The 23,362-nt window shown below is 66.9% G+C and carries 25 protein-coding genes; 8 read left to right on the top strand and 17 right to left on the bottom strand.

The genetic code is table 11. The features are described from left to right. Nucleotides 1-64: 64 nt before the first annotated feature. The 3 genes from ACRYLO_RS16795 to ACRYLO_RS16785 all read right to left on the bottom strand — a co-directional run bounded on the left by ACRYLO_RS16795 (nt 65) and on the right by ACRYLO_RS16785 (nt 3,252). Nucleotides 65-1,657, bottom strand: a complete 1,593-nt coding sequence (locus ACRYLO_RS16795; protein WP_482661202.1) for a serine hydrolase — start codon at nt 1,655-1,657, stop codon at nt 65-67. A 143-nt stretch (nt 1,658-1,800) separates the two neighbouring features. After that, the gene (locus tag ACRYLO_RS16790) at nt 1,801-2,367 is read right to left on the bottom strand and encodes an HNH endonuclease (protein ID WP_066662179.1); all 567 of its coding nucleotides are present in this window, start codon (nt 2,365-2,367) and stop codon (nt 1,801-1,803) included. 120 nt (nt 2,368-2,487) lie between these two features. Next, nucleotides 2,488-3,252 (bottom strand): SDR family oxidoreductase, encoded by a 765-nt coding sequence (locus ACRYLO_RS16785; RefSeq protein WP_482661201.1) that lies wholly within the window; start codon nt 3,250-3,252, stop codon nt 2,488-2,490. A gap of 108 nt (nt 3,253-3,360) precedes the next feature. Between ACRYLO_RS16785 and crtY the strand changes: the two genes are divergently transcribed. From crtY to ACRYLO_RS16765, 4 genes are read left to right on the top strand one after another with little or no spacing between them, the layout of a single operon-like run. Continuing rightward, the gene (gene crtY / locus ACRYLO_RS16780) at nt 3,361-4,524 is read left to right on the top strand and encodes a lycopene beta-cyclase CrtY (RefSeq protein ID WP_482661200.1); all 1,164 of its coding nucleotides are present in this window, start codon (nt 3,361-3,363) and stop codon (nt 4,522-4,524) included. Then, nucleotides 4,521-6,002, top strand: coding sequence for a phytoene desaturase (locus ACRYLO_RS16775; protein WP_482661199.1), 1,482 nt, complete (start codon nt 4,521-4,523; stop codon nt 6,000-6,002). The genes crtY and ACRYLO_RS16775 overlap by 4 nt, the downstream gene beginning before the upstream one ends. Then, a complete protein-coding gene (locus tag ACRYLO_RS16770) occupies nt 5,999-6,580 on the top strand; it encodes an LOG family protein (RefSeq protein WP_482661198.1) in 582 nt (193 codons plus the stop codon). The genes ACRYLO_RS16775 and ACRYLO_RS16770 overlap by 4 nt, the downstream gene beginning before the upstream one ends. After that, entirely contained in the window at nt 6,577-7,524 is a 948-nt protein-coding gene (locus tag ACRYLO_RS16765; RefSeq protein ID WP_482661197.1) for a phytoene/squalene synthase family protein, read from the top strand. The genes ACRYLO_RS16770 and ACRYLO_RS16765 overlap by 4 nt, the downstream gene beginning before the upstream one ends. Before the next feature lie 7 nt (nt 7,525-7,531). Here ACRYLO_RS16765 and ACRYLO_RS16760 read toward each other — a convergent pair whose 3' ends face one another. Continuing rightward, nucleotides 7,532-7,762, bottom strand: a complete 231-nt coding sequence (locus ACRYLO_RS16760) for a hypothetical protein (protein WP_482661196.1) — start codon at nt 7,760-7,762, stop codon at nt 7,532-7,534. An 83-nt stretch (nt 7,763-7,845) separates the two neighbouring features. Between ACRYLO_RS16760 and ACRYLO_RS16755 the strand changes: the two genes are divergently transcribed. Beyond that, entirely contained in the window at nt 7,846-9,654 is a 1,809-nt protein-coding gene (locus tag ACRYLO_RS16755; protein WP_482661195.1) for an ABCB family ABC transporter ATP-binding protein/permease, read from the top strand. A gap of 18 nt (nt 9,655-9,672) precedes the next feature. Here ACRYLO_RS16755 and ACRYLO_RS16750 read toward each other — a convergent pair whose 3' ends face one another. Together ACRYLO_RS16750 and ACRYLO_RS16745 are read right to left on the bottom strand one after the other, a co-directional pair. Then, nucleotides 9,673-10,179, bottom strand: coding sequence for a DUF2199 domain-containing protein (locus ACRYLO_RS16750; RefSeq protein WP_482661194.1), 507 nt, complete (start codon nt 10,177-10,179; stop codon nt 9,673-9,675). A gap of 35 nt (nt 10,180-10,214) precedes the next feature. Beyond that, a complete protein-coding gene (locus tag ACRYLO_RS16745; protein ID WP_482661193.1) occupies nt 10,215-11,540 on the bottom strand; it encodes a dihydroorotase in 1,326 nt (441 codons plus the stop codon). A 44-nt stretch (nt 11,541-11,584) separates the two neighbouring features. Between ACRYLO_RS16745 and ygfZ the strand changes: the two genes are divergently transcribed. Both ygfZ and ACRYLO_RS16735 read left to right on the top strand, forming a co-directional pair. Beyond that, on the top strand, nt 11,585-12,316 hold the full coding sequence (gene ygfZ, locus ACRYLO_RS16740; RefSeq protein ID WP_482661192.1) for a CAF17-like 4Fe-4S cluster assembly/insertion protein YgfZ: 732 nt from the start codon (nt 11,585-11,587) through the stop codon (nt 12,314-12,316). A gap of 108 nt (nt 12,317-12,424) precedes the next feature. Then, nucleotides 12,425-12,988 carry a GNAT family N-acetyltransferase gene (locus ACRYLO_RS16735; RefSeq protein ID WP_482661191.1) on the top strand — a complete coding sequence of 188 codons (564 nt, stop codon included), beginning with the start codon at nt 12,425-12,427 and terminating at the stop codon, nt 12,986-12,988. Between the two features lie 61 nt (nt 12,989-13,049). On the opposite strand, the gene ACRYLO_RS16730 is transcribed toward ACRYLO_RS16735, so the two are convergent. The 6 genes from ACRYLO_RS16730 to ACRYLO_RS16705 all read right to left on the bottom strand — a co-directional run bounded on the left by ACRYLO_RS16730 (nt 13,050) and on the right by ACRYLO_RS16705 (nt 18,958). Then, nucleotides 13,050-13,757, bottom strand: a complete 708-nt coding sequence (locus ACRYLO_RS16730; protein WP_482661190.1) for a phytanoyl-CoA dioxygenase family protein — start codon at nt 13,755-13,757, stop codon at nt 13,050-13,052. A 134-nt stretch (nt 13,758-13,891) separates the two neighbouring features. Further along, nucleotides 13,892-15,022 carry an OmpA family protein gene (locus tag ACRYLO_RS16725; protein ID WP_482661189.1) on the bottom strand — a complete coding sequence of 377 codons (1,131 nt, stop codon included), beginning with the start codon at nt 15,020-15,022 and terminating at the stop codon, nt 13,892-13,894. A gap of 102 nt (nt 15,023-15,124) precedes the next feature. Continuing rightward, nucleotides 15,125-15,634, bottom strand: coding sequence for a DUF2793 domain-containing protein (locus tag ACRYLO_RS16720; protein ID WP_482661188.1), 510 nt, complete (start codon nt 15,632-15,634; stop codon nt 15,125-15,127). Nucleotides 15,635-15,640: 6 nt separating this feature from the next. Then, a complete protein-coding gene (locus ACRYLO_RS16715) occupies nt 15,641-17,779 on the bottom strand; it encodes a phage tail protein (protein WP_482661187.1) in 2,139 nt (712 codons plus the stop codon). 1 nt (nt 17,780) lies between these two features. Then, complete coding sequence (locus ACRYLO_RS16710) at nt 17,781-18,155, bottom strand: peptidoglycan endopeptidase (RefSeq protein ID WP_482661186.1); 375 nt, start codon at nt 18,153-18,155, stop codon at nt 17,781-17,783. Continuing rightward, nucleotides 18,152-18,958 (bottom strand): DUF2163 domain-containing protein, encoded by an 807-nt coding sequence (locus ACRYLO_RS16705; protein WP_482661185.1) that lies wholly within the window; start codon nt 18,956-18,958, stop codon nt 18,152-18,154. Before ACRYLO_RS16705 ends, ACRYLO_RS16710 begins: the two co-directional genes overlap by 4 nt. A gap of 52 nt (nt 18,959-19,010) precedes the next feature. On the opposite strand from ACRYLO_RS16705, the gene ACRYLO_RS16700 reads away from it, so the two are divergent. Then, a complete protein-coding gene (locus ACRYLO_RS16700; protein WP_482661184.1) occupies nt 19,011-19,502 on the top strand; it encodes a hypothetical protein in 492 nt (163 codons plus the stop codon). 5 nt (nt 19,503-19,507) lie between these two features. On the opposite strand, the gene ACRYLO_RS16695 is transcribed toward ACRYLO_RS16700, so the two are convergent. From ACRYLO_RS16695 to ACRYLO_RS16675, 5 genes are all read right to left on the bottom strand, one after another. After that, nucleotides 19,508-21,790, bottom strand: coding sequence for a DUF2460 domain-containing protein (locus tag ACRYLO_RS16695; protein ID WP_482661183.1), 2,283 nt, complete (start codon nt 21,788-21,790; stop codon nt 19,508-19,510). 124 nt (nt 21,791-21,914) lie between these two features. Beyond that, on the bottom strand, nt 21,915-22,466 hold the full coding sequence (locus ACRYLO_RS16690; RefSeq protein ID WP_482661182.1) for a tail tape measure protein: 552 nt from the start codon (nt 22,464-22,466) through the stop codon (nt 21,915-21,917). Next, on the bottom strand, nt 22,459-22,647 hold the full coding sequence (locus tag ACRYLO_RS16685; protein ID WP_482661181.1) for a phage tail assembly chaperone: 189 nt from the start codon (nt 22,645-22,647) through the stop codon (nt 22,459-22,461). The genes ACRYLO_RS16690 and ACRYLO_RS16685 overlap by 8 nt, the downstream gene beginning before the upstream one ends. Further along, nucleotides 22,647-22,955: a gene transfer agent family protein gene (locus ACRYLO_RS16680; RefSeq protein ID WP_482661180.1), complete on the bottom strand. Its 309-nt coding sequence runs from the start codon at nt 22,953-22,955 to the stop codon at nt 22,647-22,649. The genes ACRYLO_RS16685 and ACRYLO_RS16680 overlap by 1 nt, the downstream gene beginning before the upstream one ends. After that, the gene (locus tag ACRYLO_RS16675; protein WP_294017498.1) at nt 22,952-23,359 is read right to left on the bottom strand and encodes a phage major tail protein, TP901-1 family; all 408 of its coding nucleotides are present in this window, start codon (nt 23,357-23,359) and stop codon (nt 22,952-22,954) included. Before ACRYLO_RS16675 ends, ACRYLO_RS16680 begins: the two co-directional genes overlap by 4 nt. Between the last annotated feature and the right edge of the window lie 3 nt (nt 23,360-23,362).

Here is a 23,362-nt window from a genome sequence, read left to right as displayed (position 1 = left end):
CACCCCACGCTCCGCCGCGCCCCATCTGCGCCCTGTCCGTCATGGTCATCGCGATTCGATCACGTCACTCCACCGGCACAAATGCCAGATGATGATAGTCATAGCTGAAATCGGCGAGCGGGGAGAGCGCCTTCATCGTCACCCCGGTGACCTTGCCGTCCGCGATGGCGAAGCTGATGACCGCGTCCTCGCCCTTGCCCGGCGTCATCCGCGTGCGGAACGCGTCCTTGCCCCATGGCTCGAGCCGGCTGGCGAATTGCGGATGCGGCGCGAAGTCGATCGACAAGGCGCCGCCGCGTTCGGTGACAACGATATCGCCATACCAGGGATCGCGGTAGCGCCCGGCATAGTCGGCGAGCGTCAGGCTGGGGCCACCCGCCGGCCGCTGTGCGTCGCCATCGCCCAGCGCCGCCACCGCACTTTCGGTCGCAAGCTTGCTGCGCGCCACATAATTGGCAACCCAGTCATAGGCGGGCACACCGAGCAGATGGTCGAGCAGCGCATTGCGGATTCCACCTGACACGCTGTCTTCGGTATTGGTGAGCACCGCGACGCCGATCCCGGCGGAGGGGATCAGTGCGGTCTGGGTCACCTGCCCCGACAACCCGCCCGAATGGCTGATCAGGCGGCGGCCCCGATAATCCTGGACGAACCAGCCGAGCGCATAGCCTTGCATAATCGACCGCACCGGGTTGAGGGCGGTTGGGCCATCGCTCGATGCTACTACGACCTGGGGGGTCCACATCGTGGTTGCGCTGTCGGCGCTCCACAGCCTTTTGCCACTGGGAAGGGCGCCGAGCGCCAGCTGCACCTCCAGCCATTTGGCGACATCGGCGATGCTGGCGTTGATCCCTGCCCCGGCGTCGACGACCGGCGATTCATCGGGTTCGATCACTTGCATCGGCCCGACCCCGCGCACCGGCGGCCCAAGGCGCGCATGGCGGCCCGCGACATTGCTCGTCTTGAGCAGCTCCAGCGACGGCACCGCATCGGCCATGCCGAGCGGCTCGAGCATCCGCGTGCGGATGAAGTCACGCCAGCTCATCCCCGACTTGGCTTCGATCAGCGCGCCCGCAACGATGTAGAGGATATTGTCGTAATCATAGCCGCCGCGGAACGGGCGCACCGGCTGAAGGAACTGCAGTGCGCGTACCGCATCCTGCACGGTGCGGTTGGAGCGCGGAAAATAGAGCAGGTCGCCCGCACCGAGCGGAAGCCCCGAGCGGTGCACAAGCAAATCGCGCACGTTGAACAGGCTGGTGACAGCAGGGTCGGCCATCTTGAACTCGGGCATATGCTGCGTCAGCCGGTCGTCCCAGCCGAGCTTCCCCTCCTCGACCAGCATCGCGAGCGCCGCAGCGGTGAACGCCTTGCTGTTCGACGCGATGCCAAAGCGGGTGTGGATATCGACCGGTCCGGGGCGGCCCATTGTGCGGACGCCATAGCCCTTGAGCCAGACCGGCTCCCCCTTGCGCACCACCGCGACGGCGATGCCTGGCGTTTCGAACGCGCGCATGAAGCCGGCGACGATCGGGTCCACGGCGGCATCGAGCGTCGCGGGAGCAGCTTGCTGCGCCCAGGCGGGAAGCGCAAGGCTCGCCGCGCCGCCAACCCCAAGCGCCAGCGCTGTCCGCCGATCGACCGTGAATCCCGTCATTCCGCTTCACCTCTAATCGTCACCCCGGTCTTGTGCCGGGGTCCACTCATCCGCGCGCGCATCGCAAGAACCTGGAATGCCGACCTTGCCGCGCAGTGGACCCCGGAACAAGTCCGGCGTGACGATGGAATGGTGGGGAAGCGCTATGCCTCCAGCTCGACATCCCAGTAGAGCCAGTCGCGCCAGGTATCGTGGAGATAATTGGGCGGGAAGCGCCGGCCATGTTCCTGCAGCTGCCAGCTGGTCGGGCGGATCGGCGGCATGAACAGCGGCATCGCCGCCTGTTTCGGCGTGCGCCCGCCCTTCTTCAGATTGCACGGGGCACAGGCGGTCGCGACATTCTCCCACGTCGTCCGCCCGCCCTGCGCGCGCGGAATGACATGGTCGAAGGTCAGGTCGCGGTGGCTGCCGCAATATTGGCATTCGAACTTGTCGCGCAGGAACAGGTTGAAGCGCGTGAAGGCCGGGAATTGCGAAGGCCGCACATATTGTTTGAGCGCGATCACGCTCGGCAGCTTGATCGACGCAGTCGGGCTGCGCACTTCCCGCTCATAATGGCTGACGATATCGACCCGGTCGAGAAACACCGCCTTGATCGCCGTCTGCCACGGCCAGACGCTGAGCGGATAATAGGACAAGGGCGTGTAATCGGCATTGAGCACGAGCGCCGGGCACCCTTCCGGATGTCGGATCAGATCGGGATGGTACATGGTCCCCCTCTCTCGCCGCGCGTCGCTCGCGACCGGGGCTTATTCGCCGCCAGCCGTGACATGTCTATGACAGCACGGCGCGCGACTCGTGGTCAAGGGCCGGTTTGCGCGAAATGGAGATTAGTCGGCATAGATCATCCGCCGGCTCATCCCGCCGTCGATCACCAGCGCCTGACCCGTCGTAAACCCGGCATGATCGGTGAGGTAGAGCACAGCATCGGCAATATCGTCCGGAGTCCCGACGCGGCCAACGGGGTGCTGTTCGCGGTCGATCGGGCGGTGCTCCGGCTCCGATCGCGCCGACGCCTTTTGCCATGGCCCGGTCTCGATCCAGCCCGGGCAGATCGCGTTGACACGGACGTCGGGGCCAAGGCTGACCGCCAGCGCATGGGTCAGCGCGACCAGTCCGCCCTTGGCCGTGGCATAGGCTTCGGTCTCGGGTTCCGACTGAAAGGCGCGGGTGGAGGCGATGAAGAGGATCGACCCGCCCCCCTCGCGTAGCAGCGGCACGGCTCCGCGCGTCATCAGGAAGCCGCCCGTGACATGGCTGTCCTGCCAGCGCCGCCAGTCGGTTAGACTCAATGTCTCGATCGGGCCGCTGACCGGATCGGCGATCCCGGCATTGCTGACCAGCAGGTCGAGACCGTCCGCGCCGATCTCATTGCGCCACGCCGCATAGGCCGTGAACAGCTCCGCCACTGCCGCCTCTTCGCCGACATCGGCCTGATGCGTCAGCAACGGACGCGGCGCATGCGCATCGGCCAGCTCGCGCAGCGCGACCCGGTCAAGGTCGATCGCCATCACCGCCCAGCCTTCCCCCAACAGCCGCTCGACCACGCCGCGCCCGATCCCCTGCGCCCCGCCCGTTACGATTGCTGTCCGCATCTTGACCCTCATCGATTGCGGCAGTGCAACGCGCGGGCACGATAGAAAGGTTCGCGCACGCAGCAAGCGGGGCTTTTACCATGCGCGGCGATCCGCTAGGCGGCGGCGATGCCAGCGATCATCCATTGCGACGTTGCCATTGTCGGAGGGGGACTTGCCGGCGGGCTGATCGCGCTCGCGCTGCGCCGCAAACATCCGGCGCTCGACGTCCGCCTGATCGAAGGCGGGCGAAGCATTGGCGGCAACCACCTCTGGTCGTTCTTTGCCAGTGACGTGGCACCCGCCGATCGCTGGCTGGTCGCCCCGCTGATTTCCTATGGCTGGACCAGCTACGACGTCCACTTCCCCGCGCACGCCCGCACCCTGAAATCGGCCTATTATTCGATCGAATCCGATCGGTTCGACCAGGTGGTGCGCGCCGCGATGCCGGAGGGTGCGGTGATGACCCGGCGCAAGGTGCTGGGCGCTAGCGCGCGCGCGGTCGTGCTCGCCGATGGCGACCGGATCGAGGCGGGCGGGGTGATCGATTGCCGCGGTCCCGCCGATCTGTCCAAGCTCGAGCTGGGCTGGCAGAAATTCGTCGGGCGCGAACTCGCGCTGGCCGAGCCGCATGCGCTCAAGCGCCCAGTGATCATGGACGCGACCGTCGCGCAGATCGACGGCTATCGCTTCATGTATGCGCTGCCCTTCGCGGCGACGCGGCTGTTCCTTGAAGACACCTATTACAGCGACACGCCAGACATCGATATCGCCGCCTACACCAAGCGGATCGACGCCTGGGCGAGCGCGCGCGGGATCATCGTCGAGGGGGTGATGCGCGAGGAGATGGGGTCGCTGCCCATCCCGTTGGGTGGCGATTTCGACGAATATTGGAAGTCCGGCGGCAATCGCGTCGCCAAGGCCGGCATGCGCGCCGGGCTGTTTCAGCCGATCACCGGCTATTCGCTGCCCGATGCGGTGCGGCTCGCCGCGCTGATCGGCAATGCGCGCGACCTGTCGGGCGCCGCGCTGCACGACCTGACCTATGGTCATGCGCGCCGCGTGTGGCGACAGCGCGGCTTTTACCGCATGCTCAGTGCGATGCTGTTCCGCGCCGCTGAGCCGGGTGAGCGCTATCGCGTGCTTGAACGATTTTATCGCTTGGACGCGGGGCTCGTCGCCCGCTTCTATAGCGCTCAGTCCAGCCTATTCGATCGCGCCCGTGTTCTCGCCGGCAAACCGCCGGTGCCGGTCAAGCGCGCGCTCGCGGCGATCAGGGGGTCGAGCAAATGAAGCGTGCAGTAGTGATCGGAGCGGGGTTTGGCGGTCTGGCGCTGGCCATCCGCCTGCAATCGGCGGGCGTCGACACCGTGGTGGTGGAAGCGCGCGACAAGCCCGGCGGGCGCGGCTATTATTGGGAACAGGACGGGTTCGTCTTCGACGCTGGCCCCACGGTCATTACCGCGCCCGAGGCGCTGGAGGAATTGTGGGCGCTGTCGGGCCATCGCATGGCCGACGATGTGACGCTGACCCCGGTCTTGCCCTTCTATCGCCTTAACTGGCCGGACGGGACCAATTTCGACTATACCAACGACGACAGCGTGCTGACGGCGGAGATCGCCAAGCTCGATCCTGCCGACATCGCCGGCTATCGCCGCTTCCTCGACTATTCGGCCGGGGTCTATCGCGAGGGCTATGAAAAGCTCGGCCATGTCGCGTTTCTCGACTTCACCTCGATGGTGAAGGCGGCGCCCGCGCTGATGAAGTATCAGGCGTGGCGCAGCGTCTATTCGATGGTCTCGAGCTTCGTGAAGAACGAGAAGCTGCGCGAGGCGCTGTCGTTCCACACGCTGCTGGTCGGGGGCAATCCGATGACCACCAGCGCAATCTATGCGCTGATCCACAAGCTGGAGCGCGATGGCGGCGTGTGGTTCGCGATGGGCGGCACCAACCGGCTGGTCGCGGGGATGGTCCGACATTTCGAGCGGCTCGGCGGCACGCTGGTGCTGGGCGATGGCGTCGAGGAAATCGAGACTTTGGGCGAGCGCGCAACCGCCGTGCGCACCAAATCGGGCAAGCGGTTCGAGGCGGACGCCATCGCCAGCAACGCCGACATCGTCCACAGCTATCGCGACCTGCTCAAGGGGTCGCGCAGCGCCCAGCGCACCGCCGGCAAGCTTGAGCGCAAGCGCTTCTCACCCTCGCTGTTTGTCGTGCATTTCGGGGTCAAGGGCACGTGGCCCGGCATCCCGCACCACATGATCCTGTTCGGCCCGCGCTATAAGGGGCTGCTCGACGACATCTACAAGCATGGCGTGGTGAGCGAGGATTTCTCGCTCTACCTGCACCATCCCACCATCACCGATCCATCGATGGCGCCGGAGGGGCATTCGACCTTTTACGCGCTCGCCCCCGTGCCGCATATGGGCAAGGCACCGGTCGACTGGGACACGGTCCGCCCGCTGCTCGAAAAGCGCATCCTGGACGAAGTCGGCCGCCGCCTGATCCCCGACATCCATGACCGGATCGTCACCAAGTTCAGCTATGCGCCGCCCGATTTCACGCAGGATCTCGCCGCGCATCTGGGCAGTGCGTTCAGCCTGGAGCCAGTGCTGACGCAGAGCGCCTATTTCCGCGCGCACAATCGCGACGATTCGATCCCCAACCTCTATTTCGTCGGTGCCGGCACCCATCCGGGCGCAGGCATCCCCGGCGTGGTCGGCAGCGCCAAGGCAACCGCCGCGCTGATGCTGGAGCAGCCCAACCCGTGAAGCGCCTCGCCATCTATTGCGGCTCCGCCACCCCGGCGGATCCGGTCTATATCGAAAATGCGCAGATGGTCGGCCGTACGCTGGCGGAGCGTGGGATCGGCGTGGTCTATGGCGGCGGGCGGCTCGGCCTGATGGGTGCGATCGCCGATAGCGCACTGGAAGCGGGTGGCGAGGTGATCGGGGTGATCCCGCAGGCGCTGGTCGATGCCGAAGTCGCACATCGCGGCTGTACCGAGCTGCACGTTGTGCGCACGATGCATGAGCGCAAACAGGCGTTCACCGACCTGTCCGATGGCTTCATCACCCTGCCCGGCGGGACAGGCACGATGGACGAATTGTGGGAAGCGATGAGCTGGGCGCAGATCGGCTATCACGCCAATCCGGTCGGCCTGCTCAACGTCGCGGGCTATTATGACGGACTGATCGAATTCGTCGCCAAGATGGGGGAGGTCGGCTTCCTGCGCCCGCAGCACCGCTCGATCCTGATCATCGACGACCAGCTCGACGGACTGCTCGCCAAGATGGCGGCGCATGTGCCGACCCAGACGGTCGGCCAGATCGGCAGCAAGGACCTGTGACCCACCCCGCGCCAAGCCGCGACGCCGTCGTGGCGGCCGCGCGGGAGAGTATCGCCAAGGGCTCGAAGAGTTTCGCGGCGGCCAGCAAGCTGTTCGATCCGGTCACGCGCGAGCGCGCCTGGTTGCTCTATGCCTGGTGCCGCGCGTGCGACGACATCGCCGATGGGCAGGAACTGGGCCATGACGCCCGCGTGGTCGAAGACCCCGCCGCCGCGCTCGCGCGCATCCGCACGCTGACCGACAAGGCGCTGGCAGGCGAACCGACCGGCGAGATGGCGTTCGAGGCGCTGCGCATCGTCGCCGCCGAAACGCGCATGCCGCATCGCTTCGCGCATGACCTGGTCGATGGCTTCGCGCTCGACGCCAAAGGCTGGTTTCCCCGCTCCGAACATGACCTGCTGCAATATTGCTACCATGTCGCGGGAGCGGTCGGGTGCATGATGGCGGTGGTGATGGGGGTCGACCCGCAGGACAAGGCGACACTCGACCGCGCCTGTGACCTCGGCCTGGCGTTCCAGCTCGCCAATATCGCGCGCGATATCGAGGCGGATGACCGCATCGGCCGTTGTTACCTGCCGATGGATTGGCTGGTCGAAATGGACATCCCGCCCGGCCAGCATATGAAGCCGCCATTTCGGTCACGGCTGACGGTGATGGCGCGATGGCTGGGCGAACTGGCGCAGGCCCATGAGGACAGTGCGCGGCTAGGCACCCCCGCGCTCGGCTTTCGGTCAGCCTGGGCGGTGCTGGCGGCAGCGGGGATCTACGGGGACATCGCGCGCGAAGTGGTCGAGCGTGGCGATCATGCCTGGGACCATCGTGCTGGAACCAGCAAGCGGCAGAAGATCGGCTGGATCGCCCGCGCGTTCGGTCAGGCTAGCCTGCGCCGAAAGCTCTATGTTCAGCGCCCGCGCGCGCCAGAACTTTGGACGCGTCCGCAGTAACCAGACATCAGTAATGGCGCGGTTTGGCCTCGCTGCGCGCCATCTGTTCGCCGCGCCGCTGACAGGTCGCAGCGATGGTCGGATAGGACAGGTCGGTGTGGCGCGGCAGCACTTGAGCCATCGCCGCCTGGCATTGCGCCGCACTCTCATACCGGACTGGCTCGATCCGGGCTTGCTGGCATTGCTCTTGGAAGTCGCCGCAGCCAAGAATGGCCATCACGTAGAAAACCGGGTCCATCATCTCGCTCCTCGCCCTTTCAACGGATGGCGGGTGCGTTTTGTTTCATTGCATCCCGGTGGCTGCGGCCCCAGATAGCCGCAATGCCTCCCGATACCGCCCGCTCCGGCGGCGAACGCCCGTTGTTCGCCACGCTCCGGCGCTTCCTCCCCTATCTCTGGCCCGACGGACAGCCGGGGCTGAAGGCGCGCATCATCATCGCGCTGGCGCTGGTCGTGCTGTCGAAGGTCGTGCAGGTCTATGGCGCAGCCTATGCGCTCAAGGCCGTGGTCGATGCGATGTCGATCGGTGAGCGCGGCGTCATCACCTTCGTGATCCTGATGGTGATCGGCTATGCCGCCGCGCGGCTGTTCACCACCGTCTTCGACAATCTGCGCAACACGGTGTTCGAAAAGGTCGGGCAGGATGCGACGCGGCGACTCGCCATCGTCACCTTCCGCCACCTGCACCAGCTGTCGCTGCGCTTCCATCTCGAACGGCGCACGGGCGCGGTGACCAAGGTGGTCGAACGCGGGACCAAAAGCATCGATTCGATGCTCTATTTCCTGCTGTTCAACATCGCCCCGACGATCCTTGAACTCGCGCTGGTACTGCAGATTTTCGGCAGCAAGTTCGGCTGGTGGCTGGTCGCGTCAACCATGGCGATGGTCGTCATCTACATCGCCTTCACCCGCTGGGTCACCGACTGGCGCGCCAAGCTGCGCGAGCAGATGAACGACCTCGACACCGGTGCGGTCGCGCACGCGGTCGACTCGCTGCTGAATTTCGAGACAGTGAAGTATTTCGGCGCCGAACAGCGCGAATCCGACCGCTACGAGCGCGCGGTCGAATCCTACGCGAAAGCGGCGGTGAAGTCGGAAAATTCGCTCGCCTGGCTCAACATGGGCCAGTCGCTGATCACCAATGTGATGCTCGGTGCAGGGATGGGCGTCGTCGCCTGGGGCTGGTCCACCGGCGAGTTCACCGCGGGCGACGTCGTGTTCGTCTCGACCCTGCTCAGCCAGCTGTTCCGCCCGCTCGACATGCTCGGCTGGGTCTATCGCACGATCCGTCAGGGTGTGATCGACATGGGCGCGATGTTCGACCTGATCGACACCAGCGCCGAGGTAAAGGACGCCCCCGGCGCGCCGCCTTTGGTGGTGGACCGCGGCGAGGTTCGGTTCGAAGATGTCCGCTTCGGCTATGACCCCGATCGCGATATTTTGAAGGGCATCGACCTCGTCATCCGCCCCGGCCAGACCGTCGCGATCGTCGGCCCCTCGGGCGCGGGCAAGTCCACGCTCGCGCGCATCCTCTATCGCTTCTACGACCTCACCGGCGGGCGCGTGACGATCGACGGGCAGGATATCAGCCAGGTGACGCAGGCCAGCCTGCGCGCCGCGATCGGCATCGTCCCGCAGGACACGGTGCTGTTCAACGACACGATCGGCTACAACATCGCCTATGGCCGCGAAGGCGCGGGGCCGGATGAGGTTGCACAGGCCGCCCGCGGCGCAGCGATTGCCGGCTTCATCGAATCGATGCCCGACGGCTATGACACTCGCGTCGGCGAGCGCGGCCTCAAGCTGTCCGGCGGCGAGAAGCAGCGCGTCGCCATCGCCCGCACCCTGCTGAAGAACCCGCCGATCCTGATCCTCCACGAAGCGACCAGCGCGCTCGACTCAAGGACGGAGGCCGAGATCCTCGACACGTTGGAAGCCATCGAGCGCGGCCGCACCACCATCGTCATCGCCCACCGCCTGTCGACCGTGGTCAACGCCGACCGCATCGTGGTGCTGGAGGAAGGGCGGATCGCCGAACAGGGCACCCACGCCGAACTGCTCGAACGGCGCGGCACCTACGCCGAGATGTGGATGCGGCAACAGGCCGAGCGGGAAGCGGTGGACGCGTAGCTGTTGGTTAGAGCCAGCTCACTCGCTCGCATCGTGCATATAAGTCGCATATATTTCCGCGACCCGCTCAACGGTGATACCATGCCGCTGTTCAACGGCAAGCGGGTGATCGGTCGGCTCCAGCTCTATGAGCGGGCGCATCCCCGGCCCACGCAGATGCGCTCGGGTCTTGAGGTTCTCCGACTCCGGATAGACAATAAACTCTGCGGAGAGCCAGCCAAAATACGGGCCTAGATCCGCACGGCCATCCGATTCAAAATGACGGACATACTCGTCAAAATTCGCGCGGCTCCACGACACCCAGACACCCCAGGTCAGTGACTCGGACTCGCCCTCGACCGGGATTTCGATGACACCGCGCACGAAGAAGAACTGGTCGTCGACGATACAGGTGTCACTGGTCAGCTCACATCGCCGGTCCCGCTCCGACTCTGGAATCGCGTAATAATATAGCGGCGCGACCGCACCGAAGCTCGGCATGCCTTCATGCCATTCGTCGCAGCTCCCGCATTTGAATCTGAACACAAGAACCTCCGCAACCCGGCAGCAACACAGTTAGCTCACCCGAACTCCACCGCCTCGAACCGCACCGGACGCCCATGCGCGCTGTTCGCCAGCTGCCCGTCCCACATCACCTGACGCCCGCGGATGATCGTCCCGATCGGCTTGCCGGTGAGCTGATCCCCCGTGAACGGCGACCACCCGCAGCGCGACGCGAGCCAGTCTTCCTCGACCGTCCACTGTTTCTTCAGATCGACCACGGTGAAATCCGCGTCATATCCCGCCGCAATCCGCCCCTTGCCGACCAGCCCGAACACCCGCTGCGGCCCCGCGCTGGTGAGGTCGATCAGCCGCGCCAGCGTCGTGCGCCCCTTCGCCACATGGTCGAGCAGCAGCGGCAACAGCGTCTGCACCCCCGGCATCCCGCTTGGCGACCCCGGATAGGGTCGCGCCTTTTCCTCGATTGTGTGCGGGGCATGGTCGGACCCGAGCACATCGGGCACGCCCTGATTGAGCCAGTGCCACAGCCCGTCGCGATGCGCGGCCGAGCGGATCGGCGGGTTCATCTGGGCATAGCTGCCAAGGCGCGGATAGGCGTCCTCGCCGGCCAGCGTCAGATGCTGCGGCGTCACCTCGCACGTCGCGATGTCCTTGTGCTGGCTCAGCAATTCCAGCTCCGCCGGCGTCGTCACATGCAGCACATGGATGCGCCGCCGCGCTTCGCGCGCCAGCTTCAGGATGCGCCGGGTCGCCAGGATCGCGCTCTCATCGTCGCGCCACACCGGGTGCGAGGAGGGATCGCCCGCGACGCGTTCGCCCTCGCGGTCGTTCATGCGGAACTCGTCCTCGGCATGGATCGCAACGCGGCGATGTCCCGATGCCAGCACCCGCGCCAGATTGGCATCGTCCGATACCAGCAGGTCGCCGGTCGATGCGCCCATGAAGATCTTGACCCCCGCCGTGCCCGGCATCCGCTCCAGCTCGGCCAGATGCTCGGCATTGCTGTTGGTCGCGCCGACGTAAAAGGCGTGATCGCACCACATGCGGTCCTTCGCGCGGGCCAGCTTGTCGTTCACCGCATCGGCGCTGTCGGTATTGGGCTTGGTGTTCGGCATTTCGAAGACCGCAGTGACCCCGCCCAGCACGGCGGCGCGGCTGCCGGATTCGAGGTCTTCCTTGGCCTCAAGGCCCGGCTCGCGGAAATGCACCTGGCTGTCGATCACGCCGGGCAGTATGTCGAGGCCGGTGCAGTCGATCGTCTCACCCGCGTCCCCGCTCGCACCGATCGTGACGATTTTCCCGTCGCGCACGCCAATGTCGACCTGTGCCGGCCCAGAGGGCAGATGCACCGTGCCACCGGTGAGCTTCAGATCGAACGTCGCCATATCAGCCTCTTTCGCTTGCCTGCCCCGCCTCCTACCTGTTCGCCATGACTGATGCCACCCTGCTCCCCGACCGCGCCCTGATCCGTGTTTCCGGGGAGGATGTGCGCGGCTTCCTGCAAGGACTGGTGACGCAGGATGTGAACGCGGTGCAGCCCGATGCGCCGCTCTGGGCGGGGCTGCTCTCGCCACAGGGTAAGGCGTTGTTCGACTTCATCCTATGGGCTGACGATGCTGACATTCTGATCGATTGCGAGGCGGCGCAGCGCGATGCGCTGATCCGCCGCCTGTCGATCTACCGCCTGCGCCGCCCGATCACGATCGCGGCAACGGAAGGCGGGGTGCATTGGTCGGCTGACGCTGGACGAGGCGTGGCAGATCCAAGACTGGCCGCACTAGGCCATCGATGGCTGGGGGATGCCGATGGGGAACCCGCATCGGGGTGGCGCAAACACCGCCTCCGCCTCGGCGTGACCGAGGGCGCTGACGAACTCGGCCAGGACAAGACCCTCTGGCTCGAATGCAACGCCGCCGAGCTGAACGGAGTCAGCTTCGCCAAGGGCTGCTATGTCGGGCAGGAAAACACCGCGCGGATGAATTGGCGCGCGAAGGTCAATCGCCGCCTGGTCGTCGCCCCGCTCGGCGAACCGGGCGACCGCACCCGCGCCACCTATCCCGATCTCGCCCTGATGGTCGAACATCGCCGCGTGGAGGCGCTGGGCGATGCGATCGTCCCCGATTGGCTGGCGACGGCGCTTGGTGACGGCAACCTTCGCTGACGCCAATCATCTGAAAGCGACCGTCGCGTTTGCTGCGATGTGATGGTAGCGCTGCCGCGTCTGGCAATGGGGACGGCAGTGTTCGATAACGGTTTGTCGGACGGTCCGATGCCACGACCTTTTATCGTCGAGCGCGTGGAATCGGCCGAAGATCTGGCGGCGATCTATCGCCTTCGCGTTGCAGCGTGGCGGACCCGGACCGACTATTTCCCCGATATCGCCGAGTGGCGGGATTCGCACGACGCCACCGCCTGCCATTGGGCAATTCGTGACGGCGGACAGATTATCGCGGCTGCGCGGCTGACCATCCATGACCGGTTGGCAGATGCACCCAATGCGGAGATTTACGAAGGCGTGTTGCCGCCCGATCTGGCCGGGCCGATTGCGGTAATGACGCGACTGGTCGTCGCGCGATCGCATGGCGGACAGGGGCTGAGCCGATTACTCGACGTGGCACGGATCGACCATGCCCGCGCTTCAGGCTGTCGACATGTGCTGGGTGAAACATTCGCCGGCCTACCCCGGCTGAATGCGGTGATGGAGCTCGGTTTTAGGCTTGTCGGGCCATCCCGCGCCTACGCGTCCGGGCCATTGCGTCAGGTGAAGGAAGAAAGAGGAGGGGGAGGTCATCTGCTTACCCCCACTCTGATCTGCCTCCCGCTCCACCCCTGACAGCGACCATCTTTGCGCTGGGACTTTGACGCCGGGCGACGCGCCGTCGACCACAGACGCGTCAGATGCCTGACCATTGGAGGCCGCCGGGCAGATCGAATCCCGCATAGTCCACCTGCAGCACGCGCCGCCTGCGCGGGATTGCGGCGGCGTCGGATGCGTGCAGAATCGGGGTGGCATAGACCCAGATGTCACCCGCCAACGCCGTGCAGGCATGAACCCCGCATTGGCCGACGACCGCCTCGATCCGATCTTCGTGGACGAGACCGAACCGGTGCGAGCCTGGTGCGATCAGGAGCGGCGCATTGTCGGCGGGCACATCGTCCAGATGGACTCGGATCGTCACCATTCGTTCGAGCAGGTCGAACGGCGGGGCGACATGGAGCAAGCCGGACTTGACCGTCCACGGCCCAAATCCCGCCACGTCGCGACGTTCGCGGATACAGATCGTGCGGTCCTGATGCCATGTCAGTGACCAGTTGATCGCTTGGGTCTTGTCGAACAAGATCGCGCGGACGTGCTGCGGCGCACCGTCGCAGAATTGCGCGACCTGCGATCCAATTTCGCCATCGGGGCCGAGCAGCCCGGAAAGTGCTGAAAGGCCAGTGAGGCGCACTCCGGGGCGATCGCATGGCAGGGCGGCCACCGCCCGCTCGATCTCACCGAGCATCAGCAGGGCTGCAAAGTCGAGGCGTTCGGCACCGTGTTCAGCGAACCGCATCGGATCGCGCGTGCGAACTGCCAGTGGCATGTGGGCGGAAGAGCTCATCTTCCGATAGGGCCGGAAGGCCCGCCTTTACGCAAGCAATCAAGCACACCGACGCCGGGCAAATACAAAGAAAAAGGGAGGCCGGTTTCCCGACCTCCCCAAATCTTGTCGATCCACAGAGTGGACCGCGCGGCTTACATGCCCGAACCCGGACCGTAAGTGATTTCCACGCGGCGGTTCTGCAGTTCGCGCACGCCGTCGGCGGTGTCGACACGCGGACGGCTTTCGCCGAACGCTTCCGTGCCGATGACGCCATCGGGAATGCCGCGGCCCGACAGGTACGAGCGGACCGAGTTCGCACGACGCTGCGAGAGGCCGACGTTGTAGCTGGCGGCACCCGAACGGTCAGCGTGACCGGCGAGCATGACCTGCGCGTTGCCGCAGCTCTGGTAAGCCGAGATGGCGTTATCCAGGATGCCCGCTGCTTCCGGCGTGATGTCCGACTTGTCCCACTCGAAGAAGACAATGTACGGCCCCGGGGTGCACACCGGCGGAGGCGGCGGCGGCGGGGGAGGCGGCGGCGGGGGAGGCGGCGGCGGCGGCGGCGGAGGCGGCGGCGGAGGCGGCGGAGCAGCCGGCTCACCGAAGTTGAACGTCACGCCACCGAGCAGGCTGTGCGAACGATAGCGACCGTCGAAGGTGCGACCGGTCACGTCAACCAGCTTGACGTTGTCCGCGTTGAAGAAACGATACTTCAGCGAGACGTCAATCTTGTCGGTCAGCGGCTGACGCAGACCCGCAATCGCCTGCCAGGCGAAGACGGTGTCGGAGTCGTCCAGGAACGCACCGCGGGTGGTGAGCGCATAGTCAGCCTTGACGCGAGCAACGCCGGCACCGCCGCCGATGAAGCCCTGAAGGCCATCATCTTCGCCGAAGTCGAGCATGCCGTTGATCATGAAGCTGAGCGCGCTCGTGGTGCCACCAGCATAGCCAAAGCTGCCAGCGCCAGCGCTCGCCAGCGCACCGCCTGCCGTGTAGTACGGCGTGGTGAGCGACGAACGATAGCCATCTACCGATGCGCGCTTGTAGCTGACTTCGGCTTCGGCGCGGAAACCGCCAAAGTCGTAGCCGATCGTGCCGCCAACGTCCCAACCATATTCATGGTCGACGGTGCCAGCGGACGCCGTGGCGCCGATGTCGTAATCAATGTCTTCGACGATCATCGCACCGCCTTCGACGCCCACATACCACGCGTCGTCGCGTGCGAGGGCGGGCGTGGTGAGCGCGGTCGAAGCAAGTGCCAGAGTTACGGCAAGCTTCCGCATCTTAATCCCCTTTCTTAGTTGCCACTTCGGACAGCGCTAACTTCCTAACCGCTGGAAAGTTTCCGCGCAAGCGAACAAAATCCGGGGACTGTTGCCGCAACGTCACAGTTCGGCGGTAGCGATGAGTCCGTGCGCCCGCAGCGCATCGAGGATTGCCCCGATCGCATTGCGCGCCTGTTCATCGACGATAGCACCGCCAGCGGGCGTGGCAACTGCTTCCCTTTGGGGGCCGGTCACCTGCACCCCATCGATCTCGATCCGGCTGGCGGCGATCACGCCGACCTGCCAGCCGGCGCCGGCACGATAACGCACGGGCCGGGCGAGCGATTCGGCCCAAACTTCCATCCCCGTCCGCGGTGTTGCATATCGCCATCCCCCGTCGGTCCAGCACGCAATCTCTTCCGCATGCCCGGCCCAGTCGCCGGTTGGCGCATCCCCCACGATCCACGCCTGGCCCGATTCGGGCGTGGCGGGCGGCGCATCGACGCCTACCCCCTGCACATCGGGGTGCAGCAGCGTGTCGATGCCGACCACTGCCTCATTGTGGAACAATTCCTTCTGCGCCTGCCCGGCATGTAGCAGGGGCAGGGCGAATCGGCTGGTCGTCGTCATCGATCGTTACTCCATCGCCTCAAGGATCAGGATGGCGGGCGGCGACAGGCCGTGGTCGCCCGCCTGGCGCACCTCAACGGTCGCCGCGTCCGCGCCGGTCAGCAGCCATTCGGGGGTATCGCTCATCGCGACGATATCGGGCTGGTCAGATCTGACGATCCGCAATTGATAGCGCTCGGCGCTCTCGCCCAGCGGCGCATCGGTGCCGTCGCTCCAGCGCCATCCGGCCCGACTCCGCCGGGTCCAGCGCAGCACCCGTCCGCCCGCAACGGTCACTGCATGCAGCGCAACCGGCGCGGGCGGGGTCGCCGACCGCCCGGTAACCGGCACGGTTACCTCGACCGGCGCGGCATCGCCCACCCCGGATGCCATCACGGTCAGGCGTGCACCCACTGCGCCCCGCCCGTCCTGCACCACCAGCGTATCGGGCGTGATGAGAATGAACGGTTCTCCGGCCTCCATCGTGCCGATCGCATCTTCTGTCCCCCGCCGTCCGCGCCACAGCTGGTTCAGCGCCCAGCGCCCGCCGCCCAATGGCTCGGCGCGACCGAACTGGATCAGCTCCTTCCCGACCAGCGCCAGATTGCTTCCGGCATCCAGCGCTTCGGCCGATGCGTCGGTCAGCGCCATCTCGCGATGGGCAAGGTCGATCACGAGCTGCGAACTGCGGTCCTCGATCAGCGCGCTTGCCGCCCGCGCGGCCGTCACCACCGTTCCGATCACCGCAGGAGCCGCAGTCCCGCCGATCGCCTCCCACCGCCCGCCATCGTCGCTGCTTAACGCCAGCGCGGCCCTGCGCCAGCCGGGCGACGCGCCGCACGCAGCGATCAACAGGCGCGGGCCGCTCAACAATCCCTCGCCGACATGCGGCACCTCGAAACCGTGCAACCGGGTCGCGCCATGGATCCGGTCTGGCGCTGGACTGACCCGCCCGGGGCTGGCCAATGCCGCCGTCCCGGGCGGGGCAATCGGGGTCAGCACCAGCGCGACGTCGCTTGTCTCGACCCGGGTCTCGACCACCCGCCACTGCCCGGTCTCGCCGGCAATCGCGACGCGCGCGCCTGGCGCAATGTCGATCGCCGACCAGCCGGGCCGCACCACCCGCCGCGTCCGCGCCAAATCCGCCCGCACCAGCTCTGCCTGCGCGATCCCCTTGGCAGTGGCGGCGGACGTCGCCGCAGGCAGCTCGATGCGCCGCTCGCGATCCTGCCCCTGCGGGTCCGTGGCGACCTGGACCCCGGCCTGATAGTCACGCGCCGGGTCATAATGGCTGATCGCCACCCTGCGCGGCACCTGATCGGGTGCCGCAATCGTTCGCTCGATCCCGCGCCCGCTTGCGCCGGGGTCCGCAATCGTCGCGGCGCTACCCCCGCCGCTGGCCAGCACAAAACCGTCGCCTGCAACGGCCGGCCAGGCACCGCTCGCCTCGATCAGCGGCGCAATCGCCCCGCGCACCGATTCGCCATAGCCCGAATAGCCCTCGATCGGCAGCACCGCCTCGCCCGCACCGACCACGCCGCCGGACAGCGCCGCGACAATCGCTCCCGCCGTCACCGCACCGGAATCGGCCACCACCTCGAAACTCAACGCAGGGATGCGATTGCCGAATTCCTCCAGCTCCAGATTCTCGAACACCGCATAAGCAATGCCGCGATGCGCCGGTGCAAGTCCGGCCCCCTCCGCGGATGCAATCAGCGGGTCGATCTCCTGATCCTCCATCCCCCGGTGCAATCGAAATCCGGTTCGCGCCTTCCAGTCCCCCGCAGCACCCCGCAGCAACTTGCCATCCGCCCAGATCCGCCCGACCGACAGGATCGGGCGCGCCGACAGCGCCACTGCAAAGGACGCCGTATAGCTATAGCTGGTCACCGTCGGCCGCCCCTTGCCGCCCTCGCGATGGCGATGCTCGACCAGATCGGCGGCCCAGATCACCGTCCCGGCGACCCGCAATGTCCCGAACAGCTGCGGGACGGGCGTGCCATAGCTCGACGTCTGCACCGCCAATTCGGTAAGCCGCGGTCCCTCGCGTCCCTTGGGCTTGAACAGCAATTCGCGATCCACCGCCTGCCCGGCGAGGCTGCCCAGCATCGCCCCAATCGGCCCGCCGAACAGGCCGCCGACCGTCATCAGCACCAATGTCGCCATCTCAATCCTCCCCGCGTCGCCAGCGCGCCAGCTCGGGCCAGGGCGGCACGCCCGGCCGCTCGACGACGCGACGCAACGCCGCATCGGCGTGAATCACGCCCGTCTCGCTCGCGATCGCCAGGTGCAGCTGCCCCGCCCCGGCATTCAGCAACAGCAGGTCGCCCGCGCGCGCATCACCGACACGGAGCAGCCCCGCCGCCGCCGCCGCTTCGGACACCTGCGCGACATTGCCCCCACGCAGCGCATATCCACGCGGCACCGCAATCCCATAGGCAAGTCCCGCCAGCCCGACACAATCCAGCCCATGCGCGACATCGCGTCCATGTAACCGAAACCGCGCCCCGATCGCGCCACGCGCGCGCTCGAGCGGCGTCATCCGCCCGGATAGCGCGTCAACAGATCGACCCCCGGCAGATATGGCTCGCCCCGGAAATTCACCGCATTGCCGAACCGCCCCGCACATGTCGCGATGCTCTTGTCGCATCCCTCGCTCACCTCCACCAACGCGCCGACGGCATCGAAGCGCGGCGCACGGCGCAGCGTCACGACATCCCCCGCCGACGCCGCAATCACGTCGCTCAGCCCGCTATTCGCCCCGCCGAACCAGCGCAGCCGCCCGCCAGCCCATCCGCCCGGAACAGGCTCCTCGCCATCAAGCGTCAGCACAGCCCCGTCCGCCGAGATCACCCGCGCAAACCGCCGCCGCCCCGCCATCGCCACCCGGCATCGTTTGTCGCCCAGCTCGGCGCGGCATTCGGGCGAAGTCATCTCGACCACCGGCGCATCCAGCGCCGCAGCCGCGCCGCGCAGCTCCGCAGTGAGCGTCCCGTCCCGCGTCTCCACCGCCCCGATCGTCCCGCTGCCCAGATCGACAACCTCGCCCGGCGCCGTCCAGTCGACCGCGAACAAGGTGATCCGCGCACCGTCCCACCGCCCCGCGAGCAAATCCGCCTCGCTGATCGCCGCCCCGGTCAGCGCCCCGGTCACATCCATACTGTCGGCATCCAGCCCCGCCCCGCGCCGGATCGCTGACGGCGTCATCCCCGGCGCCGCGCGATAGTGGAACCCATCCACCTCCAGATCGCGATCATGCGCGGTCAGCCCGATCGCCACCCCATCCCGCCGCTCGATCCGCCAGCAATAGGCAATCGTGGTGAGGGGCTCGTTCAGCCAGTTCATCAGCGTCTTCCTTGACCTTGCGTGGACGCAACGCGGGCTGCACACTGAACCGATGCTCAGTTTGCTTCGCACCGCGTCCGTGATTGCACTGTTGGTCGCGCCGCCCGCGATGGCATGCTCGATGGGGCCAATCCGCTCCGAAACGGGCGCGCTCGACTATGCGCGCCAGTCCTATGGCCTCGCCGCGCTCGTCGTGGACGCGGAGGTCGAGGCTCCGATGCACCTTGGCGACGATTGGAAAGAGGGCCTGCTGCCCGCCGCCCGCCTCAAGGTTATTCGGGTTCTCAAGCCCGGCGGACCGGGCATCGTCGAGAATGCGTCGATTGCCGTCGCCTACCTCGACTCTTGCTCGATCGCCTTCACCCGTGCCGGTCAGCGCATTCGCGTTCTGCTCAGCGGCGGCGCGCCGATCTTCGTGGCGGATTCGGGGATGAATGGTTCCGCGATCTGGGATGCGAAGCTCGGCGCGCTGTTCGACCAAGAGATCGATCGGCTTGCCGGTGTGCCCCGACCTACCGGATTGGCTCCGCTAGGAGCCGATTGACCGCGCTAGCCTTCCCTCACCTCCACCAACGGTACACTCGGCGCCGCCCCCGCCATGAACGTCGCCCGGTTCACGCTCAGCGAATCCTCCGCAAAGCGCACCGGCACATCGAACCGGAACCCCGCTGTCACGACCGCGCCTTCGCTCGGCGGCGCGTCCAGCACGACCACCCCGCCCGCGCCGATCGCGAACGCCGCCGTCTCGACCCCATCGATCGCCACGCGCACGCTCCCAGCCACCGGCCGGGTGATCCGCCGCGCGGCATCGCCATAGGTCTTCACCAGCGCAAACGCCTGCTGCTCGCCGTCACCCGCGCCCAGCAGCTGATCGAGCGGCCCCGGCGCACCGTCATCGTTTGAGCAATCGTCGAACGGATCGCGCAACCGGAACCCCCTTGCCGGCCCCATCCGCGCGCGAAAAAATGCCAACAGCGCCCGGATATCTGCCTCGCTCCGCACCCCCGGCCCGACATCGTACCGCGTCCGCGCCTGCGCCCACGCCGCATTGCGCGCCTCATGTCCGCCCGCGCTGGTCAGGATCGCAGTCGACACCTCCGGCGCCACCTCCGCCTCACGCCCCAGCGCAATGGGAAACAGCACATCATCGAACGCCTGCATGTCTTCCTCCTGATCGAACGCGACAAACCCGTCGCGGATCACCTGCGGCAGCGCCCAGACGAACGTCGCCGCCACGCCCCGCCGCCGCGCCGCATCCGCCGCCTCGGCAATCCCGCGCCACTGCGCCGCATCCTCCGGGTTCAGCACGAACCCCGCGAAATAATGCTGCCTCTCCACCGGATAGCCCAGCCGCGCCTGCGCCAGCGCCACGCCGCGCGCGCTCGCCAAGGCATTTCCCGCCGCCGCCCAGTCATAATCCTCCAGCTGCAGCACATCGAACGCCGGAAACGCCCAACCGACCGGCAAATTCGCCCGCATCGCTTCGGGAGCTTCCCGATCCAGCACCGTCGGCAGATAGGCGAGCAGCAACAGCTGCGCCTCCGGAGCTACGCCCCGCACCGCCGCCCCCAGCGCTGCAGTCGATGCCGCCAGCAGCGCCCCCGCCGCGTCGAGCACATCCGTGTCAGGATCATCTCGCACATTCTGCTCAGCCGGATCGCCCAAAGCCGCCGTCGCCGCGTCGTCATGGATGCACAGCCGCCCATCGGCCATCACCCACCACCACGGCTCGCCGACCTGGAACTTGACCGCCAGGCCCGCATCCCGCGCAATCCCGACAAACGCCGCCGCTACCGCCTGGAGATACCCCATCGCCCCAACATGCGCCGGCGACAGCAAGGTCGAGGGCGGCTCCCACCCGGTCAGCGCAGGCGACCCATCCGCCGCCCGCTGCTTCCAGTCGCCCCAGCAATGCGCGTCGAACAGCTCGTAGGACAGCGACCAAATCACCCCGAACCCGAGCGCCCTGGCCCGCGCGGCAAAATCCGCATGCCACGCGACACACGGCGCGTTCAGCACCCCGCCGCTCAGGCTCGCATAATAGCCCCCCGACGCTGCCTCGAGCCGGAAATAATGGCTCATCCCGACATAATGGACGATGTCCCCGCGATACCCCAGTTGCAGCGCATTGCGCAGCAGCCTCTCCGGGGTGACATGATAGCTGTCGTCATAGCCCGAACAGATCGACAGCCCATGTTCGGGCACCACTACATCCCCGATCGCCAGAACCGCTCCGGGCCCTTCAACCGCGATCTCCGACAGCTCGACCCAGCCCTCTACCGGCACCGCCAGTGCCGCATCGTCACCGGTATAACCCGGCGGCACCAGACTCACGAACATCCGGTCGACATCCCCCGGCCACACCGGATCGGCTTCATCCGGCAGCACGAACCCGCCCGCAACGCTCGCAAAGTCGAGGCTGACGACGCAATCCTCCGGCGTCCCCTCGGCATAGTTCCACAAGCGCACATACCAGGCGCGCGCCACCCCCACCGCATCGCGCCCCTCAATCGTCAGCACCGCGCCGTTGACCGCATCGAGCGGCATCACCCCCGACGACCGCCACCGAAAGCGCAACCGACACCCACGATAATCCCGGCTGGTCTCATAGGACAGCAGCGGGTGGTCATGCCGATCCACGCTCTCCCAGATCAGTCCCGCCAGATCGTCCTGCCGGTAAAACACCGCATCCACGCGCAACGCATCCGGCGCAGTAGTGACAACCGACGCCATCATCGGCCGCGGAAAATTGACTGCCCAATAGGCGGGGTCAAAGCGCGAGATCACCCCCGCCGCCTGCACCGTCCGCCCGGACGCGAGCCAATATGCCATGTCCCTTCCCCCTTCTTCTCCCCTCCCGCTTGCGGGAGGGGCCGGGGGAGGGCCTGTCCACACGCGCCCGCGCTCAACAGACAGGCCCTCCCCTAACCCCTCCCGCAAGCGGAAGGGGAACAGCTCAATCCACCCCCGCCAGCGCCGCCTTGACCGCCCGCGCGACCTGCCGCCCCGATTGCCGCAGCGCCCCGGCAGCCTCGCCGCCACCCGGCGCATTGATCGTGATCGCCACCCGCACATCACGCCCGCCACCCTGAACCGGCACCTCGACCCGCCCGCTGCTCGTCGGCACGAACAGCTCCGGCCCGCGCTCACCCACGACATAGGCCCGCCCCGGCGTCACCGGCCCGCCAGTGGCGCGCCCGGGCAATCCGAACAGCCCCCCGATTGCCCCGGCAATCCCGCCGCTGCCAAAGATTGCCGTCATTCCCCCACGCACCGCCTCAGCCGCAATCTCGGCGAGAATCTGCGACGCAACGCGCTTGAGATCTTCAAAGCCGAGCTTGCCCGTCCGCACCGCGCGCAACAGCGCTGTCTCGATCCCGCGCCCAGCGCGATCGGCCCCGGCCTGCAGCGGCCCGTCGATCGCCGCGCGCATCTCGGCGACATCGCGGGCAAAGCCCTGCGTGTCGGCGCGCACCCGCACCATCATCTGTTCGATTTCATCATCCATCGGGAAACGCCTCCATCAGCTGCGCGATCGTATCGCGATCGGGCGGCGCGACCGCTTCGCCAGCCACCGCCCGCACCAGCGCCGCCAGCTCGGCCGGGGTCGCATTCCAGAACAGCTCCGGCGTCCACCCGAACGCCACCCCCGCCTGCCCCGCCAGCAGCGCCGCGCGCTCGGCGAACATTACCGCCCCGCCAGAATCTGCCCGATCAGTACGCGCAGCGCCGGCGTCGCGGCGGCAAGTCCCCCCGCCGCCACACCCTCGCCAAACGCCTCACGGGTCAGCCCCTCGGGCCGCTCCTTCAGGCAGTGCCAGAACAAGGCGACCATCTCGCCCAGCCCCAGCCGCCCCTCCGCCGCCCGCTCGACCAGCGCGAACAACGGCCCCACTTCCTGTTCCGCCGCCACCAGCGCGCTAAACGACGGGCGCAGCACCAGCTCGACGCCGGCAACCCGCACCGCCGCCTCGCCCCGCGCCGGGTTCGCACTCATGCCGAAACCACCGGCCCGGAACTCTCCAGGTTCAGCGTGTAACTCCGCTCCCCGTTGAAATCCCCGGCATAGTCCAGTCGCGTGACCAGAAACCGCCCGGTCATCGTCTCGCCGCTCTCGAAGCTGAGGCGATAATCATCGATCACTCCGCTCAGCGCATTGCCCCGGATCCGCGTCTCCGCCGCCGACCCGGTGAACACCCCCGCCGCCGACACGCTCACCGATCGCACGCCCGCACCCGACAGCAATTCGCGCCACGCGCCTGAATCCTTCGACGTGATCGCCACCGCCTCGCCATTGACGCTCAGCTGCGTCGTGCGCAGCCCCGCCACCGTCGCATAGGCGACCGGCGACCCGCCATCGCCCACCTTCAACAGGAACGCGCTTCCCTTCTCCACCGCCATGTC

It is taken from the genome of Sphingomonas sp. SDUR79 (assembly GCF_056821745.1).
The sequence above is the reverse complement of the archived record's forward strand: the minus strand, read 5'-3'. Positions and strand labels throughout refer to the sequence as shown.

Bases quoted from the DNA above. Each gene is read 5' to 3' on its own strand.
- ACRYLO_RS16685 (WP_482661181.1), bottom strand. From the start codon at position 22,647: ATGTTCGCCGAGCGCGCGGCGCTGCTGGCGGGGCAGGCGGGGGTGGCG.
- ygfZ (WP_482661192.1), top strand. From the start codon at position 11,585: ATGACTGATGCCACCCTGCTCCCCGACCGCGCCCTGATCCGTGTTTCC.
- ACRYLO_RS16755 (WP_482661195.1), top strand. From the start codon at position 7,846: ATGCCTCCCGATACCGCCCGCTCCGGCGGCGAACGCCCGTTGTTCGCC.
- ACRYLO_RS16795 (WP_482661202.1), bottom strand. From the start codon at position 1,657: ATGACGGGATTCACGGTCGATCGGCGGACAGCGCTGGCGCTTGGGGTT.
- ACRYLO_RS16775 (WP_482661199.1), top strand. From the start codon at position 4,521: ATGAAGCGTGCAGTAGTGATCGGAGCGGGGTTTGGCGGTCTGGCGCTG.
- ACRYLO_RS16720 (WP_482661188.1), bottom strand. From the start codon at position 15,634: ATGACGACGACCAGCCGATTCGCCCTGCCCCTGCTACATGCCGGGCAG.
- ACRYLO_RS16690 (WP_482661182.1), bottom strand. From the start codon at position 22,466: ATGGATGATGAAATCGAACAGATGATGGTGCGGGTGCGCGCCGACACG.
- ACRYLO_RS16725 (WP_482661189.1), bottom strand. From the start codon at position 15,022: ATGCGGAAGCTTGCCGTAACTCTGGCACTTGCTTCGACCGCGCTCACC.
- ACRYLO_RS16715 (WP_482661187.1), bottom strand. From the start codon at position 17,779: ATGGCGACATTGGTGCTGATGACGGTCGGCGGCCTGTTCGGCGGGCCG.
- ACRYLO_RS16745 (WP_482661193.1), bottom strand. From the start codon at position 11,540: ATGGCGACGTTCGATCTGAAGCTCACCGGTGGCACGGTGCATCTGCCC.
- ACRYLO_RS16700 (WP_482661184.1), top strand. From the start codon at position 19,011: ATGCTCAGTTTGCTTCGCACCGCGTCCGTGATTGCACTGTTGGTCGCG.
- ACRYLO_RS16705 (WP_482661185.1), bottom strand. From the start codon at position 18,958: ATGAACTGGCTGAACGAGCCCCTCACCACGATTGCCTATTGCTGGCGG.
- ACRYLO_RS16675 (WP_294017498.1), bottom strand. From the start codon at position 23,359: ATGGCGGTGGAGAAGGGAAGCGCGTTCCTGTTGAAGGTGGGCGATGGC.
- ACRYLO_RS16730 (WP_482661190.1), bottom strand. From the start codon at position 13,757: ATGAGCTCTTCCGCCCACATGCCACTGGCAGTTCGCACGCGCGATCCG.
- crtY (WP_482661200.1), top strand. From the start codon at position 3,361: ATGCCAGCGATCATCCATTGCGACGTTGCCATTGTCGGAGGGGGACTT.
- ACRYLO_RS16785 (WP_482661201.1), bottom strand. From the start codon at position 3,252: ATGCGGACAGCAATCGTAACGGGCGGGGCGCAGGGGATCGGGCGCGGC.
- ACRYLO_RS16760 (WP_482661196.1), bottom strand. From the start codon at position 7,762: ATGGACCCGGTTTTCTACGTGATGGCCATTCTTGGCTGCGGCGACTTC.
- ACRYLO_RS16735 (WP_482661191.1), top strand. From the start codon at position 12,425: ATGCCACGACCTTTTATCGTCGAGCGCGTGGAATCGGCCGAAGATCTG.
- ACRYLO_RS16695 (WP_482661183.1), bottom strand. From the start codon at position 21,790: ATGGCATATTGGCTCGCGTCCGGGCGGACGGTGCAGGCGGCGGGGGTG.
- ACRYLO_RS16680 (WP_482661180.1), bottom strand. From the start codon at position 22,955: ATGAGTGCGAACCCGGCGCGGGGCGAGGCGGCGGTGCGGGTTGCCGGC.
- ACRYLO_RS16710 (WP_482661186.1), bottom strand. From the start codon at position 18,155: ATGACGCCGCTCGAGCGCGCGCGTGGCGCGATCGGGGCGCGGTTTCGG.
- ACRYLO_RS16790 (WP_066662179.1), bottom strand. From the start codon at position 2,367: ATGTACCATCCCGATCTGATCCGACATCCGGAAGGGTGCCCGGCGCTC.